The sequence below is a fragment of the Mesorhizobium sp. WSM4828 genome, from assembly GCF_055811175.1.
In genome coordinates, this window is record NZ_JBVVQK010000034.1 from 21,662 (window position 1) to 39,387 (window position 17,726).

Consider the following 17,726-nt stretch of genomic DNA (forward strand, 5'->3'; position numbering starts at 1 on the left):
TGCGGCAAAATCATGGCAGCTGGAAAGCACTGCCACAATTTTAATCAGCAAGACCCTGGGCACGACGTCTAAAGTCGTGTGCAGGCATTCAGCAAGTTCAAAGGCAAATATAACCGATAGAGGCACTTGGAGCGCCCGTGCGTGCCCTGGGGAACCCTGAGCGACGCTCCAAGCCCTTGAATCTAGGTCGGTATTCTGACGACCACCTCGGCACTATCTCCGGCTTTTGGCTCGAAGGACGAAGATTTGGTCTTCGTGCCATTCACTTCAAGTGAGATGGCCCGGGCCTTTTTGTCGCGGACGACGCGTACTTTGATCTCGGCGCCCAGCATCTTCAGGGTTGCCGAATAGCCGTCCCAATGGCTGGGAAGTCTCGGCGTGAACTGGAGGCGCTGTCCGCGGCGCTCTATGCCGAGAATGCTCTCGACCGCAGCGCGATAAAGCCAGCCCGCCGACCCGGTATACCAGGTCCAGCCGCCTCGGCCGCCCTTGTCTTGCCCGGAATAAACATCGGCCGCGACGACGTAGGGTTCCACCCGGTAGCGCTCTGCCGCGTCTTCGTCGAGCGCATGGTTGACCGGATTGAGCATCGAAAGGCAACGGTAGGCATCGTCGGTGCGACCCATCTCGGCGAGCGCTATGACGAACCATGTTGCCGCGTGCGTGTATTGGCCGCCGTTTTCACGGACGCCCGGCGGATAGCTCTTGATGTAGCCCGGATCCTTTTCCGTCTTCGAGAAGGGCGGCGTGAACAGTTTGACGATGTTGAGGTCGTCGTCGACGAGCGCTTTCATCGCCTGCCCCATTGCAGTCGTCGACCGCGCCGGGTCGCCCTCGCCCGAAAGCACGCTCCAGGACTGGGCGATCGAGTCGATCTTGCACTCGTCCGATTTGCGCGAGCCGAGCGGCGTGCCGTCGTCGAAGCTGCCGCGCCGATACCACTCGCCATCCCAGGCGGTGCTTTCCAGCGCCCGCTTCAGCACCTCGGCGTGCTTTGTCCAGGCTTGCACGCGCTTGGCATCGCGCTCCGCCTTGGCGACAGCGGCAAAGTCGCCGAGCGTCTTCAGCAGGAACCAGCCCAGCCACACGCTCTCGCCCTTGCCGTGCTCGCCGACGCGGTTCATGCCGTCGTTCCAGTCGCCGCCGAGGATCAGCGGCAGCCCGGCAGGGCTGCTGCGCTTGACGGCAAGATCAAGCGCCCGCGCGCAATGGTCATAGAGCGAGGCTGTCTTCTTCGAGATTTCCGGGATGAAGAAAGCGTCGTGCTCGCCTTCTCCCAGCGCCTGCCCTTCGATGAAGGGCAGTTGCTCCTTCAGGATCGCGGTGTCGCCGGTCACCAGCAGGTAGCGGGCCGTGGCGTGGGCCAGCCAGACCACGTCGTCCGAGATCATGGTGCGGACACCGGCCTCGGTGCGCGGCAGCCACCAATGCTGCACGTCGCCTTCGGGGAATTGCCGCCGCGCCGCGTTGAGGATCTGATCGCGCGCCAGCCTGGGGTCATGCGCCAGCAAGGCCAAGGTGTCCTGCAACTGATCGCGGAAGCCGAAGGCACCGCTCGCCTGATAGAACGCAGAGCGGGCACGGATGCGGCAGGCCAGGCTCTGATAGGGCAGCCAGTGATTGACCATGGCGTCGAGGGCCTTGTCCGGCGTCTCGACCTGGATTGTGTCGAGAAAGCCGCGCCATGTGCGCTGGTTGTCGGCCAGCCGCTGATCGAAATCCCTGGAGCGATGGGTCTGCACCAGCGCGCTGGCCTCCGCGGGCGAGGCCGCGTCGCCGAGCAGCCAGAGCAGCGTGACGTCGCCACCGGCAGCGATGTCGATGTCGCGTGCGATGGCCGCGCAGGGGTCGTCGCCAGCCTCGACACGGCCCGACAGGCCGGCGCCGCTCAGCACGGCATGCGGAAACTCGCTCGTGCCTTGCCTGCCGATGAACTCGCCGCGGTCGGCGGTGACCGAATGCACCGCACCGTCGGCGGCCAGAAAGGCGATCCGCTCGCCGAAATCGAGCCCATAGGGATTTTGCGCCAGCAAGGCGCCGGTCGCGGCATCCCTCGACGGAACGATGCTTGCAGCGGTGCGCGAGCGATGGCCGCCAAGAACCCATTCCGCATAGGCATAGATACGCAGCCGCATCGGCACCGAACCCGAATTCTGGATGCGCAGCCGCGATATCTTCACCGGATCGACGGGATCGACGACATGGGTCAGGTCCATCGACAGCGGCCCGCGCTTTGAGCGGAACGTCGAAAAACCCTGCCCGTGCCAGGTTTCGTAGGTCATTGTCGGATCACGCACCACGGCAGCCATTGGCGAGAACGCCCTGCCACTGGCATGATCGTAGATATAGATGCCCTCGCCGGGCCGGTTGGTGACCGGATCGTTCGACCATGGCGTCAACTGATAGTCGCGGCTGTTGCGACTCCAGGTGAACGCAGCGCCTTCAGCCGAAATGTGGAACCCGAACGATGAGTTGGAGATGACGTTGATCCACGGCTGCGGCGTCGTGCGCCGGCCGGCAAGACGCACGACGTAGTGGCGTCCGTCGCCGTCGAAGCCGCCGAAACCGTTCCATTGGTCGAGCCCGCTGCCGTCGACGCGGCCCTCGATCAGTGCCTGGGCGGCAGATGCTTGCGACGTCGGCACCGGCAAGGACGGCTCGCGAAGCGCTGCAAGGTCTGCCGGCTGGAGGGCGGCGTCCCGCGCCTGCAGTGCCGCGGCCTCGGCGCGCTCGATCTGGTCGAAGATGGTGCCGTTGCGCGTATGCAGCACCACCCGAGCGACGGCGAGCAAGGTCCTGTAGGTCGTTTCCTCCATCAGATCGCGGCGCACCGCGAAAATGTGCTGGCGGGGTCCGAGCTCCTTGCCGCGCAGCCGGCTGTTTTCGCACAGCGTCTCGACCGCGCGCTGCAGGTCCTGCACGTAGGATGACGCCTGCTCGTTGACGACGACAAAATCGATCATCATGCCGCGAGCGCGCATGTATTCCTGGAAGCGAAGCGCCTGGGCGACGATCTCCAGATCGGCGACATCGGCGATCCTGACCAGGAAAATCGGAAAATCGCCGGATATGCTGGTCGGCCACAGGCTGGACTGCCTGCCGAGCCCGGAAACGATGGATTCGCCGGGAAGGCGCAGGAACGGATCGGGATAGATCAGATAGCGCGCCAGCTTCTGCACATTGGCGGCGTCGGACAGGCTGAGGCCAAGGTGCCGGGTCTGCACCTGCGAGCGCGTCCAGGCGAGCATCGCCTGGCGGGCGAAGCTTTCGGGATGGTCGAGCCGGGCGATGGCGGCATCCAATTCGGCGCGATGGGTACCGACGACGGTCCAGAAGGTCAGCGAAATCTTCTTGTTGGCCGGCACGCGCACCTGCCGGCGAAGCGAGGCGATCGGATCCAGGGTGAAGCCGGAATGGCCGCCAAGCTTGGCGCCGGGATCAAAGGCAGCCGCCTCGGTGATGGTGCGGCCGCGGCCGATGAAAGCGCGCCTGTCGGTTTCCGCCTCGGCGTCTCGCGCCGATCCAGACGGGTCGGTGACGAAATGCACCATGGTGACGTCGGGCTCGTCCTTCTCGCGCTTGCGTCTGGTGGCGAAGATCGCGCCGTTGTTCGGCGCGATCTCGGTCTCCACGAACATCTTCGAAAAGGCCGGATGGGCATTGTCCGAGGGCTCGGAGCCCAGCACCAGTTCGGAAAACGAGGTTACTTCGATATGCCGGTCGGCGGGGCCATCATTGTGGAGCGTCACCCGTCGGCCCTCACCATTGCCTTCCGAGATGACGATACACTCGACTTCCGAACGCAGCGATCCGATCGATTTGACGAAGCTCGCCTTGTCGTCGGAAAACAGCGTCTGCGCACGCTCGCCGGCGGCGCGCTTCGGCTCGGCGGTGGCCGACCACCAGTCGCCGTTGCTGGCGTCGCGCAGGAAAATATAGGAACCAAGGCGGTCCTCGGTCGGATCCGGCTGCCAGCGCGTGACGGCAAGTTCGCCCAAGCGGCTATAGCCGGAGCCGGTGGCGGTCACCATGACCGAGTAGCGGCCATTGGACATGACACTGGTCGAGCGCAGCGCCCTGAGCGGATCGAGCACGATGCGCGTATCCGGGCTTTCCAGCTCGGTCTCGTCCTTCGAGCGCTCGTCGGCCTCGGTCCTGACGGTCGCGGTCGGGATGTCGCGCGGCGCCCTTTCCTGCAGCAGCAATTCGGCCGACTCGATCACCGGATCGCTGTGGAAGCGGTCGCGCAGGCGCCCTTCGAAGATCGCATCGGCAACTGCGGCAATCGACATGCCGGAGTGGTGGGCCATGTAGTTGAGCACGACGGCGTGGTCGGTGCCCTCGGGGACGCGTTGCGGCGTGAAATCCACCGCGTCGTAAAAACCGTGCCGGCCCAGTGCGCCCAGCCGCCTCAGCCTGGCCAGGTTCTGCACGGATTCATGCGGCGTGAACTGCGCTGCCAGCACGGTCGCGTAAGGCGCGATCACCGTATTTTGGCCAAGGCCGCGCTTCAGGCCGAGCCCGGGCACGCCGAAATTGGTGTACTGATAGGTCAGCTCGCGGTCGCGCGCGTTGTAGGCCGCTTCCGAGATCCCCCAGGGAACGTTCTTCGAACGGCCATACTGGATCTGGCGCTTGATGATCAGCTTGCTGGTCTGGTTGAGAATGCTGCCTTGCGGCTCCTTCATCACCAGCGGCGGCATCAGATATTCGAACATCGAGCCGGACCAGGACATCAGTGCGCCCTGGAAGCCGATCTCAACGATCGGCCGGCCGAGCCGGAACCAGTGCTCGGTCGGCAAATCGCCCTTGGCGATGGCGAACAGGCTGGTCAGCCGCGCCTCGGAGGCCAAAAGGTCGTAGCAGCTTTCGTCGAGTTGATGCTCCTCGACCCGGTAACCGATCGACAGGAGCTTGCGCTCGGGCCGCATCAGGAACGAGAAATCCATCTCGAAGGCGAAACGGCGTGTGCGCTCGCGCAAGGTCAGAAGCTTGGCCCGCAATGCAGCGACGGCGTTTTCGTCGCTGTGCGCGTCGTGCACATGCGCCTCGCAGGTGGCTTCGAGCCTGGCCGCCCAATCGGCGATGGTGTCGCTCTGGGTCGATGCGGCCTCGGTGTGGATGGCTGTCGCGAGCTTGCGTATCTCGCCGGCCAGGACGGCCAGGTTGATGGTACGGATCGACGCCATCTCCGGCTGCGCCTTGATCAATTCGACCGCCCGCCGCATGCCGTCGAGACGGTCGGCGAGCCGCTGGCGCAAGGGCCGCAATTGACGCCGGTCGTCGGGCAGTTCCTCAAGGCTTTCGTCGAGGATGGTGACGGTGTCGAGGATGCCTTCGAAGTCGCCCTGCACATGCACCGACGGCGCTTCGGCCCATTCGGCGCAGGCAGCGGCCACGGCCACCAGATGGCCGGCGAGATTGCCGCTGTCGACGGCAGAAATGTAAAGCGGATAGAGCGGCTTCAGGGTCGTCGTGTCATACCAGTTGAAGAGATGGCCGCGGTCGCGCGGCATGCTCTCGATGGTCGACATGGTCGCGTCGATGCGGTTGACGGCGTCGGAGAGGCTGATCCAGCCGAAATCGCGCGCCGAAATCACCGACAGCAGGTAGACGCCGATATTGGTCGGCGAGGTGCGGGGCGCCACAACGGGGGCCGGGCTTTCCTGGAAATTATCCGGCGGCAGATGGTGATGCTCGGCCGTCACGAAGGTCTCGAAATAGTGCCATGTACGCCGCGCCACGGTGCGCAGCGCGTGGATGTCGGCGGCCGATATGCGCAGGCGGTCCTCGGTTTCGGCCGAACGGCTGATCCAGCAGGCGATGGCGGGCGAGCCGATCCAGAACAAGGCAAAGAAGAAGGCCACGAAGGCGCCGGTGGAATCGGCCAGCACCGGGACAGCGAGGCCGACGACGCCGATGATCACCGCACCGTACATGATGCTGTAATAGGAGCCGAGATCGTTGTCGCCGCCCTTGTGTGCCTGCGAGGCGGTGCGCCATTCGAGCAGGTTCTGGCGGCTGACGAACAGGCGGTAGAGCGTGCGGATGATCGCGTCGCCCATCATCCAGGCCAGGTGCGCCATCAGCACGATCTTCAGCGCCACCAGGGCGGTGCCGAAGGCAACGTCGCGTGCCAGCGCCGAGAAATGGCCGCGCGGCGTCTGATCGCCGCTCTTCGGCAGGATGGCGTTGACGATGTCGAAAGTGGGCGCCATGAACAGCGTAAGGATCAGCAGCGCCTGCCATTGCGCGGCCTGCGTGAAGGGCAGCAGCGTCCAGCCGGCGATCGCGGCCATCACCCAGAAGATCGGCGTCACCGAGCGGCGAAGATTGTCCACCATCTTCCAGCGCGACAGCGCCGGCACGTTTGAGCGCGGGCCGAGGATGAAGCCCAGAAGCTGCCAGTCGCCGCGTGCCCAGCGATGGTGGCGCGACGCGTCGACCGAATAGCGGGTGGGATAGTCCTCGACCAGTTCGACGTCGGTGACCAAAGCCGAGCGCGCCAGTGCGCCTTCGAGCAGATCATGGCTGAGGATGGTGTTTTCCTCGATGCGGCCCTTCAGTGCCGCCTCGAAGGCGTCGACATGGTAGAGACCCTTGCCGGTGAAGGAACCGTCGCCGAAGATGTCCTGGTAGAGATCCGACACGGCAAAGACGTACGGATCGAGCCCGCGATTGGCGGAAAAGACACGCTGAAAGAACGACGCCTCGTCGCCACTGGTCAGCGACGCAGTGATGCGCGGCTGCAGGATGGAATAGCCTGCGATGACCTCGCGCCGGGCCACGTCGAAATGCGGACGGTTGAGCGGGTGGCAAAGCTTGCCGGCCAACGCGGCGACGGCGTCGCGGGTGGTGCGGGTGTCGGCGTCCAGCGTCATGACGTGGACGACGCTCTCCGGCAATGGCACTTCCAACGGCAGGAAGGTGGTGTCGCTGTCGCCGCGCAGCAGAAGGTTCAATTCGTGCAGCTTGCCGCGCTTGCGCTCCCAGCCCATCCAAACGCCTTGCGACGCGTTGTAGAGCCGGCGCCGATGCAGCAGATAAAAGCGCGGCGCGCCTTCCGAGGGATAGCGGGCGTTCAGCCTGGCGATTTCGGCACGGGCGAATTCGAGGATTTCGACATCCGCCGTATCGATCTCCGTCTTCGAGTCCGGCCAGTCGGAAAGCAGCGCGAAATAGACCTCACCCGCCGTGTTGGCGAGGTGATGCACCTCGATGTTGCGGATGTTCTCCTCGACATCGTCGCGCGAGCCGATCAGCGACGGCACCACCACCAGCGTCCGTGCCTCGGCCGGCACGCCGTGCCTGAAATCATAGCCGATGAGACGCGTCGGCTTCAAAAACAGCGAGACGACGGTGTTGAAGAATGCGAGCGCGCCTTCGCTGGCCGGCACTGCGAACAGGGCCAGCATCAGGACGATCGACGGCACCGACAGGCCGAGATTGGCAAGCGCATTGCCGGAAACGACCAGAAGCAGGACCGTCAGCGCAAACACCGGCACGACGATGCCCAGCCACCCGGTCTTGCGGAACGTCCGGGTGATCGTCTTGCCGATGGTCGGCCGGTAGCCGATCGACCGCTCGAGCTCCATCCGGCGCGGGCCGACCAGAAAGAAGCCGACGTCGGTGTGAGCGATCGGACCGGTTTCGGAGCCCGGTGCATCGGCAGCATGGCCGGCGAGTTCGATCGCCCTTTCGGCAACGCGAAATTCGGAAAGGTCAGAACGGCGTGCCAGCTCCTCGATGGCAGTCCGGTATTGGTCGCGCGAAAAGAAATCGAGCGCCGCGAAATCGGTGCGTTCGCGCAGCAAGGTGTCGATGCGGCTGACGCCCTCGAACCACACCGTCCAGTCGATGTCGTTGATGAGGCGCAGGCCGCGGATGATGTTGCCGGTGGTCACGTTGCCGCTGGACAGCGTGTGGTGCTCGCTGAGGATGATCTCCTCGGCGTCGGAGCCGGTCCTTTCCAGCTCGCCCTCCAGCCATTCCAGCGCCCTGCCGGCATTTTGCGAGCCGTCGCGCAGCCGGTAGAGCAACTGGGTGGCGAAGGTGGTGTCCTGCGCATGGGCGCTGTAGTGGGAAAGTATCGCCTGCCGGTCGGCGCTGTCGTCCGTCGCCAGCACACGGTCGGCGACCTCGTTGGCGATCTGGCGCAGTTCCCGCGTGCGATTGACGCGGACCGCGATGCGGCGAAGGTTCTCGATCAGGACGAAGCGCAGCAGCGACGGCAGCGCCCATAATTCGCCGATCTTCAGCGGCTCGACGGACTGGAAGCCTTCGACGATCGCCTTGAACATGGCCGACGAGACGGAACTGTCGGAATGCGCGACATAGGTCCATGCGACCGCCAGCGCGCGCGGCACGCTGGATCCATCCGACAGTTTCAGCGTCGGCAGCTGACGGTAGAAGCGGCGCGGCAGGTCGCGCTTGACCTGAAAAATGGTCTCCTCGACCAGATAGTTGTTGTCGAGCAGCCACTGCGCCGCAGGCGTGATCGTTTCGCCCCTCGCCTGGGCAGCGTTGGTGGAACGGTAGACATCGAGAATCTTCCTGGCGCTGTCGCGGATGCGCGCCTGAAAATCGAAAGGCGTCAGACCGAACAAATCCTTGGCATCGCCATTGGCAAGGGCTGCGCCCAATGCGCGCAGCCGATCTTCCGGCAGGAAATTGGAGCGTATCGGCTCGTCGGTGACAGCCGGGAAGCTGGCGCTCGTCTTTTCGATTTGTGCGAGATTGGTCTGGATATTCATCTAAGGTTCCGTGTTGGGGACGCAGTGCGGCGTCACCGCCACGGCAATGTCCCTAAAACCGGTCCAAATGCAATTGGTTGCATCGCAACACTTGGCCGAATGTTTGTTTCCGCACCACGACAAGGTGTCGTCTTTCGACAAGTTCCAGGCGAGCGCTCCGAGCATCGTTTCGGCTTCTGATCGGCGGAAGATTCAGGCTTTTTCGTGATGCAGCGACCAGCTTACGCGATATTTGGCCGGCATCGCGATCATGTTTGGAAACAGGCGTTAATCGTTGCCGGCAAAGAGGTCGATGCGGATCACGAACAGCATCGCCGGCCGGACGGGATCCAGGTGCAGTTCAGGTGCTTGCCGCCCGAGCAACAGCGCATCGAGCGGCCCAAGTTGCATGGGCGCCGCGCCGGCCACCCTGAGTTCGCCGTTGAGGGGCAGGATGAGCGTTGCGTCGGCTTCGGCCTGGATTTTCGTCGGAGCCGAAATCAGCAGGCGCTCGACCGTGTGGGTCGCCCGGGCGCGGCGGGTCATGACGTTGAGGTCGGTGATCGGACCGGCGATCAGCGTCGCTTGCGTCGGCACGTCGGCCGGAAAGACAATCGGTACGGAAGCCTTGGTGATTTCGACCGGCGGCCGGCCGGCGATATCGAGGACGATGCCCTCGCCTTCCAGCAAGGCCAAGGTCCGGTCGACGCCCGCGAAGCCGGAGAACGGCCCGCTGCTCTCGACGCGCGCCATCGAGACGCGCCAGTCGAAATCGTCGAGCCCGGCACCTGGCGGCGAGACGGCAATCTCCGTCGTCACCCCGCCACCGTTCTTCCATGGCATCGAGCGGTATTCCGAGGCCCGAAGGATGCGCAAGGCGCGGCTCAGCCCAAAATGCCGGGCAGGTTGAGCTGGTTCTCCCTGGCGCACTCGATGGCGATGTCGTAGCCGGCATCGGCATGGCGCATGACGCCGGTCGCCGGGTCGTTCCACAAAACCCGCTCCAGGCGCTTCGCCGCCTCGGGCGTGCCGTCGGCGACGATGACCATGCCGGCATGCTGCGAAAAGCCCATGCCGACCCCGCCGCCATGGTGTAGCGACACCCAAGTGGCGCCGGAAGCCGTGTTGAGCAAGGCATTGAGCAACGGCCAGTCGGATACCGCATCCGAGCCGTCCTTCATTGCTTCCGTCTCGCGGTTCGGCGAGGCGACCGAGCCGGAATCGAGGTGGTCGCGGCCGATGACCACCGGCGCCTTCAGTTCGCCCCTGGCGACCATCTCGTTGAAGGCGAGGCCGAGCCGGTGGCGGTCGCCAAGGCCGACCCAGCAGATGCGCGCCGGCAGGCCCTGGAAGGCAATGCGCTCGCGCGCCATGTCGAGCCAGTTGTGCAGATGGGTGTTGCCGGGGGTCAGTTCGCGCACCTTGGCGTCGGTTTTGTAGATATCCTCGGGATCGCCGGAAAGCGCTGCCCAGCGGAACGGGCCGATGCCGCGGCAAAACAGCGGACGGATATATGCCGGCACGAAACCCGGGAAGGCAAAGGCATTCTCGAACCCCTCCTCCTTGGCGACCTGGCGAATGTTGTTGCCGTAGTCGAGCGTCGGCACGCCGGCGTTCCAGAACGCCACCATCGCCTCGACATGCTCGCGCATCGACGCGCGGGCAGCACTTTCAACGGCCTTCGGGTCGCTGGTGCGCTTGTCGCGCCACTCGGCCAGCGACCAGCCCTTGGGCAGATAGCCGTTGAGCGGGTCATGCGCCGAGGTCTGGTCGGTGACGATGTCGGGGCGCACGCCGCGCCGCACCAGTTCCGGCACGATGTCGGCGGTGTTGCCGACCAGGCCGACCGATTTCGCCTCACCGGCTTTGGTCCAGCGCTCAATCTTTTCCAGAGCCTCGTCGAGCGTGTCGGCGCGTTCGTCGACATAGCGGGTGCGCAGCCGGAAATCGATGCGGTCGGGATCGCATTCGACGGCCAGGCAGCAGGCGCCGGCCATGACCGCGGCGAGCGGCTGGGCGCCGCCCATGCCGCCGAGACCGCCGGTCAGGATCCATTTGCCCCTGAGATTGCCACCATAATGCTGGCGGCCGGCCTCGACGAAGGTCTCGTAGGTGCCCTGCACAATGCCTTGCGTGCCGATGTAGATCCACGAGCCGGCCGTCATCTGGCCGTACATCATCAGGCCCTTTCTATCGAGCTCGTTGAACTTCTCCCATGTCGCCCAGTGCGGCACCAGGTTCGAATTGGCGATCAGCACGCGCGGCGCATCAGGATGGGTGCGGAACACGCCGACCGGCTTGCCGGATTGCACCAGCAGCGTCTCGTCGTCTGCAAGCGTCTTCAGCGAAGCAACGATGCGGTCGAAATCGTTCCAGGTGCGCGCCGCCCGGCCGATGCCGCCATAGACGACCAGTTCGTTGGGGTTTTCGGCAACGTCGGGGTCGAGATTGTTCATCAGCATGCGCAACGGCGCTTCCGTCAGCCAGGTGCGGGCGTTGAGCTCGCTGCCGCGCGGGCTGCGCACTTCACGGATGTTGTGGCGAGGATCGGTCATGATTGTCCCTTTCGAGTGGGGTGCACCGCGCGTCAGCGTTCGGCCCAGGCGATCGCGGTTTCCAGGATATTTCTCAGCGTGACGCGGATCGGCGCTGCGAATTCGGCGTCGTAGGGCACCGGCCAATTGCCGGGCATGCCCTTGCCTTCGGGCTCGCGCAGATAGCCGCGGTTGGAGAGTTCCATCTGCAGCGCCTGGACGCCGGCTTGCGGCTGGCCGAAATGGCGCGTGATCCAACCGCCCTTGAAGCGGCCGTTAACGACGAAGCTCTCGCCGGTTTCGGCGAGAATCTGGCCAACCATCGCTTGCAGCGCCGGATCGGCGCTTTTGCCGTCATTGGTGCCGAGATTGAAGACCGGCAATTTGCCTTCGAAAAGGCGCGGCAGCACCGAGCGGATCGAATGGCAGTCATAGACGACGATCTTTCCATGCAAAGCGCGCAGCCTGTCGATCTCGGCCTGCAGCGCGGCATGATAGGGTACGAAGAATTTTTCGCGGCGTTCGTCGATCTCCGACGGTCCCGGCTCTTCGCCCTCACGGTAGAGCGGATCGCCGTCAAAGGTCTCGGTCGGGCAGAGACCGGTCGTCGTTTGGCCGGGATAGAGCGAAATGCCCGACGGATCGCGGTTGACGTCGATGACGGTGCGCGAAATCGCCGTATGCACGACCGTCGCGCCAAGGCTCTCGGCAAAGTCATAGAGCTTGTCGATCCACCAGTCACAGTCGCGGCGGCCGAGCCAGGGCGAGACCAGCCGGCTGTCGAGTCCGGCGAGGTCGATGCCGGTATGCGGGATCGAAACCAGCAGGGGTGCTGTGCCTCGGGTGACGGTGAGCCAGGAGGGTGAGGTCATCGGAAGTCTCCGCGCGACAGAACGCGACCTTGCAATTGTCCGTGAACACCGACCTCGTTTTTAATCGCTCGCAACGTATTTTGTTCTTGCTTTGTGCCGGCAGCTATGCTACTAATTTCGGTATGGTGCTGATTCGGCCCGACGACCCGCCCTCGAGGCGGGTTTTTTGTTTCTGACCTTGAAAGTTTCGGTGTTGCCGGGCTGAGGTCGGCGGGACAGCGCCCCCCTCTGTCCTGCCGGACATCTCCCCCTCCAGGGGGGAGATTGGCAGCTTCAGCCCTGCGTTCATTTCTGCAACGTTGGAGATTGGCGAAAGCAGTCGTGACCGCCAATCTCCCCACTAGAGGGGGAGATGTCCGGTAGGACAGAGGGGGGCGCGACGGAACACGGCCTGTCATGGCGAGCGGTCTCACGACGTCACCCCCGGCAGCTTTACCGCGCTTGCCGCTTCCACCGCCGCGCCGCTGCGTACCATGGCGATGGCCTTCTCCATGTCGGGGTGGAAGTGCCGGTCGTTGTCGAGATGCGGCACCTCGGCCCTGACCAGCCGGCGCACCGCCTCCAGTGCCGCGCTCGAGGCCAGCGGTGCGTGGAAATCGCAGCCTTGCGCGGCGGCCAGCAATTCGATGCCGATGACGGCCGTCGCATTCTCGACCAAGCCGATCAGCCGGCGCGCGCCATGCGCCGCCATCGAGACGTGGTCTTCCTGGTTGGCCGAGGTCGGGATCGAATCGACGCTGGCCGGATAGGCTTTTTGCTTGTTTTCAGAAACCAGTGCTGCCGCCGTCACCTGAGGGATCATGAAACCGGAATTCAAACCCGGCTTGGGCGTCAGAAAGGCCGGCATGCCGGACAGCGCCGGGTCGACCAGCATGGCGATGCGCCGCTCCGACAGCGAGCCGATCTCGCAGACAGCGAGCGCGATCATGTCGGCGGCGAAGGCCACCGGCTCGGCGTGGAAATTGCCGCCGGAAAGTGCTGAATCATCCTCGGCAAAGATCAGCGGATTGTCGGTGACGCCGTTGGCCTCGGTGCCGAGCGTGTCGGCGGCCTTGCGGAGCACGTCGAGTGCTGCGCCCATAACCTGCGGCTGGCAGCGCAGGCAGTATGGATCCTGCACGCGCTCGTCGCCGACCCGGTGCGATTCACGGATGGCGCTGCCGGCCATCAAATTGCGCAACGCCTCGGCCGTCTCGATCTGACCGCGATGCTTCCGGAGCAGATGGATACGTGGATCGAAGGGCGCGTCGGAGCCCTTGGCGGCATCGGTCGACAGCGCGCCGGCGACCAGCGCCGACTGGTAGAGCACTTCCGCCTCGAACAAAGCGGCAAGCGCGTAGGCGGTTGAAAACTGGGTGCCGTTGAGCAGCGCCAGGCCTTCCTTGGCGCCCAATGTCACCGGCTCCAGGCCGTGCGAAACAAAGGCGACCTTGGCGGGAAAGCGGCCATGCGGGGTGAAACATTCGCCGACGCCGATCATCACCGCGGTCATGTGCGACAGCGGCGCGAGGTCGCCGGAAGCGCCAACCGAGCCCTGCGCCGGCACCACGGGAATGACGTCGTTAGCCAGCATCGCTTCCAACAGTTCGATCGTCCGCGGCCGCACGCCGGAGGCGCCCTGGGCCAGGCTGGCCAGCTTCAGCGCCATCATCAGCCGGCAAATTGCGACGGGCATCGGCTCGCCGACGCCTGCGGCATGCGACAGCACGATGTTTCGCTGCAGCGTCTCGAGGTCGGCGGCGGGGATGCGGACGCTGGCCAGCTTGCCGAAGCCGGTGTTGATGCCATAGACCGGCTCGCCCTTGGCAACGATCCTGGCGACGGCCTCGGCGCTGGCCTTGATCTTCGGCCGGCAGGCATCGTCGAGCCTCAGTGCGGCGCCGCGATAGATGGCGCGCCAATCGGCCAGCGTCGCATTGCCTGGCCTTAGCTTGAGTTCGGTCATTGTCCCCTCCAGATGCGGGCATGCAGCGGGTTGAAGCCCATGCGGTAGACGAGCTCGGCCGGACGCTCGACATTCCAGATCGCCAGATCGGCGGATTTTCCGGCCTCCAGCGTGCCGGTCTGTCCAAGCAGCCCGAGCGCGCGGGCAGCCTCGCGCGTGACGCCAGCAAGGCATTCATCGACGGTCAGGCCGAACAATGTCGCCGCCATGTTCATGGTCAGCAGCAGCGAGGTCAGCGGCGACGTGCCGGGATTATTGTCGGTAGCAACGGCCATCCTGACGCCATGCTGGCGAAACAGGGCGATCGGCGGCTTCTTGGTCTCGCGGATGAAGTAGTAGGCGCCGGGCAAGATGGTCGCCACGGTTCCGGCCTTCGCCATCGCCGCTGCACCCGCCTCGTCGGTATATTCGAGGTGGTCGGCCGATAGCGCACCATAGCGCGCCGCAAGTTCGGCGCCGTGCAGATTGGACAGCTGGTCTGCATGAAGCTTGACCGGCAGGCCCGCCGCCTGCGCCGCATCGAACACGCGGGCGATCTGCTCGGGCCAAAAGGCGATGCCTTCGCAAAAACCGTCGACGGCATCGGCCAGGCCATCGGCAGCGACGGCCGGCAAAATCTGCTTTGCAACAAGATCGATGAAGGCGTCCTTATCGCCTTTTGCTTCGGGCGGCAGCGCATGAGCGCCGAGGAAAGTGGTCCTGACCGTCACCGGCCGCTCACCGCCAAGCCGTCGCGCGGCGCGCAGCGACTTCTTCTCGTTTTCGAGGTCGAGACCGTAGCCGGATTTGATCTCGACGGTGGTGACGCCTTCGGCGATCAGCGCATCGAGGCGCGGCAGCGACTGGGCGACCAGTTCGTCCTCGCTCGCCGCGCGCAACGCCTTGACCGAGGAAACGATGCCGCCGCCGGCCTTGGCAACCTCCTCATAGCTGGCGCCGGCCAGCCGCATCTCGAATTCATTGGCACGGTTGCCGGCGTGGACCAGATGGGTGTGGCAGTCGATCAGGCCGGGCGTGATCCAGCGGCCTTCGCAGTCGGTCGCCTCGGCGCCCTCTCGAAGTGCTGCCGGCATGTCGGCTTCCGGCCCGGCATAGACGATCCGGCCGTTGCGCACGGCGATTGCACCGTGCTCGACGACGCCTGACCCGGCGCTGCTTTCGGCCATGGTCGCGAGGCGCGCATTGCGCCAGAGGCGAACTTCCCCTGCCCGGCTTTTGCTCTGTGCAGCCATCATCTTTTCCGTTTCAATCGGTGACGATTATGTATATACATATCAAAAGGCACTGCAAGCGCTATCATCGCACGGCCAACCGGGATTTGGAGAAAAACGTGACGGCAATCTTTGCGGAACAGGCGCTTCTGTCCGACGGCTGGCACAGCAATGTGCGGATCGTCATCTCCGACGGCAGGATCGCCACGGTCGAGGCGAATACCTCGCTCCTGCCTGGCGACGAGCGCCATGCCATCCTTTTGTCCGGCATGCCGAACCTGCACAGCCACGCCTTCCAGCGCGGCATGGCCGGCCTTGCCGAATTGCGCGGCCCTTCCGCCGACAGTTTCTGGAGCTGGCGCGAGGTGATGTACCGTTTCGCGCTGTCGATGACGCCAGACCAGGTCGAGGCGGTCGCGGCCCAGCTCTATGTCGAGATGCTGGAGGCCGGGTTCTCGCGCGTCGGCGAGTTTCACTATCTCCACCACGACCGCGACGGCCGGCCCTATGCCAATATCGCCGAGATGGCGGAGCGTATCATTGCCGCAGCGTCCGAGACAGGCATCGGGCTGACTTTGCTGCCGGTGTTCTACGCGCATTCCTCTTTCGGCGGCGCTGCGCCAAATGAAGGCCAGCGGCGGTTCATCAATGATGTGAACCAGTTCTCGCGGCTTGTTGAGAAAGGCCGCGAATCCCTTCGCGGGTTGAATCAAGGCGTCGTCGGCGTTGCCCCGCACAGCCTGCGTGCCGTGACACCCGAGGAACTGGAAAACATCACGGTCATGGCGCCGGAGGGGCCGATCCACATCCATATCGCCGAGCAGATGAAGGAGGTGGAGGACTGCCTTGCCTGGTCCGGGGCGCGGCCGGTCGAATGGCTGCTTGCCAACGCCAAGGTCGACCAGCGCTGGTGCCTGATCCACGCCACCCACATGACCGACACCGAGACAGTGCAAATGGCGAAAAGCGGCTCCGTTGCCGGCCTCTGCCCGATCACTGAGGCCAATCTCGGCGACGGCACCTTTGCCGCGCCGCTCTTCATGCAGCATGGCGGCCGCTTCGGCATCGGTTCGGATTCAAACGTACTGATCGGCCTGCCGGACGAGTTGCGGCAACTCGAATATTCGCAACGCCTCGCCCACCGCGCCCGCAATGTGCTGGCGGTGGCCGGCGGCTCGACCGGCCGTGCGTTGTTCGATGCTGCACTCGATGGTGGCAGTGCCGCGCTGGGCGCCGGCCCTTCGCGGATCGCAGCAGGTGCCTCGGCCGATTTCGTCTCGCTCGACGGCAAGCATCCATCGCTGGCCGGCAAGATGGGCGATGCAATCCTTGACGCCTGGATTTTTGCCAGCGGCACCAAGATCGATTGCGTCTGGGTGCATGGCAAGAAACTGGTCAGCGGCGGCATGCATGCCAGGCGCGATGCTATCGCCGAGCGGTTCCGCAAGGTCATGACGGCGCTTTCGGCATGAGCATGATCGGAACAATAAGCGCGGATTCTGGAAGCGCGGACGGCGGCGAGGTTCTTTCGCTGCACCAGCGCATCCTGTCGGACATCAGCGAACGGATCCTGTCGGGCGCCTGGGCGCCCGGTCACCGCATCCCGTTCGAGCACGAACTGACGGCCGAATACAATTGTTCGCGCATGACGGTGAACAAAGCGCTGTCGCAACTGGCCAAGGCCGGGCTGATCGAGCGCCGGCGTCGTTCGGGCAGTTTTGTCCGCCGGCCGCAATCGCAGGCGGCCGTTCTCGAAATTCACGACATCCGGATCGAGGTCGAGGCGCTTGGCCTGCGCTATCGCTATGAGCGCGTGGCGCGAAACAGAAGGCGCAGCAGCGCCGACGACCGCGCGCTGCTGGAACTCGATGTCGCCGGGCCGGTGCTGGTGCTGGAATGCCGGCATTTCGCCGGCAACCGGCCGTTCGCCCACGAGCAGCGGCTGATCAACCTGTCTGCCGTGCCGGAGGCCGCCGAAGAGGCGTTTTTCGACACCGCGCCCGGTCCGTGGCTGATCGGGCGCGTGCCGTGGAGTGCCGCCGAGCATCGCATTCGCGCGGTTGCCGCCGAAAAGCACATCGCGGCGGCACTCGACATCGAGACCGGCGCGCCGTGCCTGGTGATCGAGCGACGGACATGGAGCGCCGAGCACCCCGTCACCCATGTCCGGTTCACCTATGCGGCAGAGAACCACACGCTGGTGGCGCGGTTCACGCCGTCGCAGGGGTGAGCTCCTAACCCTCCCCCTTGAGGGGAGGGTCGCGGAGCAAATTGCCGCACGGCGGCATTTTGTGACGCGGGGTGGGGTCGGAGCAACCTCGCGGGGGGGCCCCCCCCCCCCCCCGCGGGGGGGGGGGCGGGGGGGGGGGGGGCGGGCGCCCCCCCCGCCGGGGCGGGGGGGGGGGGGGGGGGGTGGGGGGGAGAGAGGGAAG

9 protein-coding genes are annotated in these 17,726 nt (G+C 64.9%); 2 read left to right on the top strand and 7 right to left on the bottom strand.

Annotation, left to right across the window (positions count from 1 at the left end):
• Positions 1-182: 182 nt before the first annotated feature.
• From AC0L2X_RS27735 to hutI, 6 genes are all read right to left on the bottom strand, one after another.
• Positions 183-8,753 (bottom strand): glycoside hydrolase family 94 protein, encoded by an 8,571-nt coding sequence (locus AC0L2X_RS27735; RefSeq protein ID WP_473561383.1) that lies wholly within the window; start codon positions 8,751-8,753, stop codon positions 183-185.
• A 267-nt stretch (positions 8,754-9,020) separates the two neighbouring features.
• On the bottom strand, positions 9,021-9,608 hold the full coding sequence (locus tag AC0L2X_RS27740) for a HutD/Ves family protein (RefSeq protein ID WP_352490125.1): 588 nt from the start codon (positions 9,606-9,608) through the stop codon (positions 9,021-9,023).
• An 8-nt stretch (positions 9,609-9,616) separates the two neighbouring features.
• Positions 9,617-11,287, bottom strand: a complete 1,671-nt coding sequence (gene hutU / locus AC0L2X_RS27745; RefSeq protein ID WP_473561382.1) for a urocanate hydratase — start codon at positions 11,285-11,287, stop codon at positions 9,617-9,619.
• Between the two features lie 32 nt (positions 11,288-11,319).
• Positions 11,320-12,138: an N-formylglutamate deformylase gene (gene hutG, locus AC0L2X_RS27750; RefSeq protein ID WP_473561380.1), complete on the bottom strand. Its 819-nt coding sequence runs from the start codon at positions 12,136-12,138 to the stop codon at positions 11,320-11,322.
• A 409-nt stretch (positions 12,139-12,547) separates the two neighbouring features.
• Entirely contained in the window at positions 12,548-14,083 is a 1,536-nt protein-coding gene (gene hutH / locus AC0L2X_RS27755; protein WP_473561379.1) for a histidine ammonia-lyase, read from the bottom strand.
• Complete coding sequence (hutI, locus tag AC0L2X_RS27760) at positions 14,080-15,315, bottom strand: imidazolonepropionase (RefSeq protein ID WP_473561375.1); 1,236 nt, start codon at positions 15,313-15,315, stop codon at positions 14,080-14,082. Before hutI ends, hutH begins: the two co-directional genes overlap by 4 nt.
• 98 nt (positions 15,316-15,413) lie before the next feature.
• On the opposite strand from hutI, the gene AC0L2X_RS27765 reads away from it, so the two are divergent.
• Positions 15,414-16,766, top strand: a complete 1,353-nt coding sequence (locus tag AC0L2X_RS27765; RefSeq protein ID WP_473561373.1) for a formimidoylglutamate deiminase — start codon at positions 15,414-15,416, stop codon at positions 16,764-16,766.
• The gene (gene hutC / locus AC0L2X_RS27770) at positions 16,763-17,524 is read left to right on the top strand and encodes a histidine utilization repressor (protein ID WP_473561372.1); all 762 of its coding nucleotides are present in this window, start codon (positions 16,763-16,765) and stop codon (positions 17,522-17,524) included. Before AC0L2X_RS27765 ends, hutC begins: the two co-directional genes overlap by 4 nt.
• A gap of 4 nt (positions 17,525-17,528) precedes the next feature.
• Here hutC and AC0L2X_RS27775 read toward each other — a convergent pair.
• A partial coding sequence (locus AC0L2X_RS27775; RefSeq protein WP_473600715.1) for a hypothetical protein occupies positions 17,529-17,726 on the bottom strand: 198 nt, incomplete at its 5' end.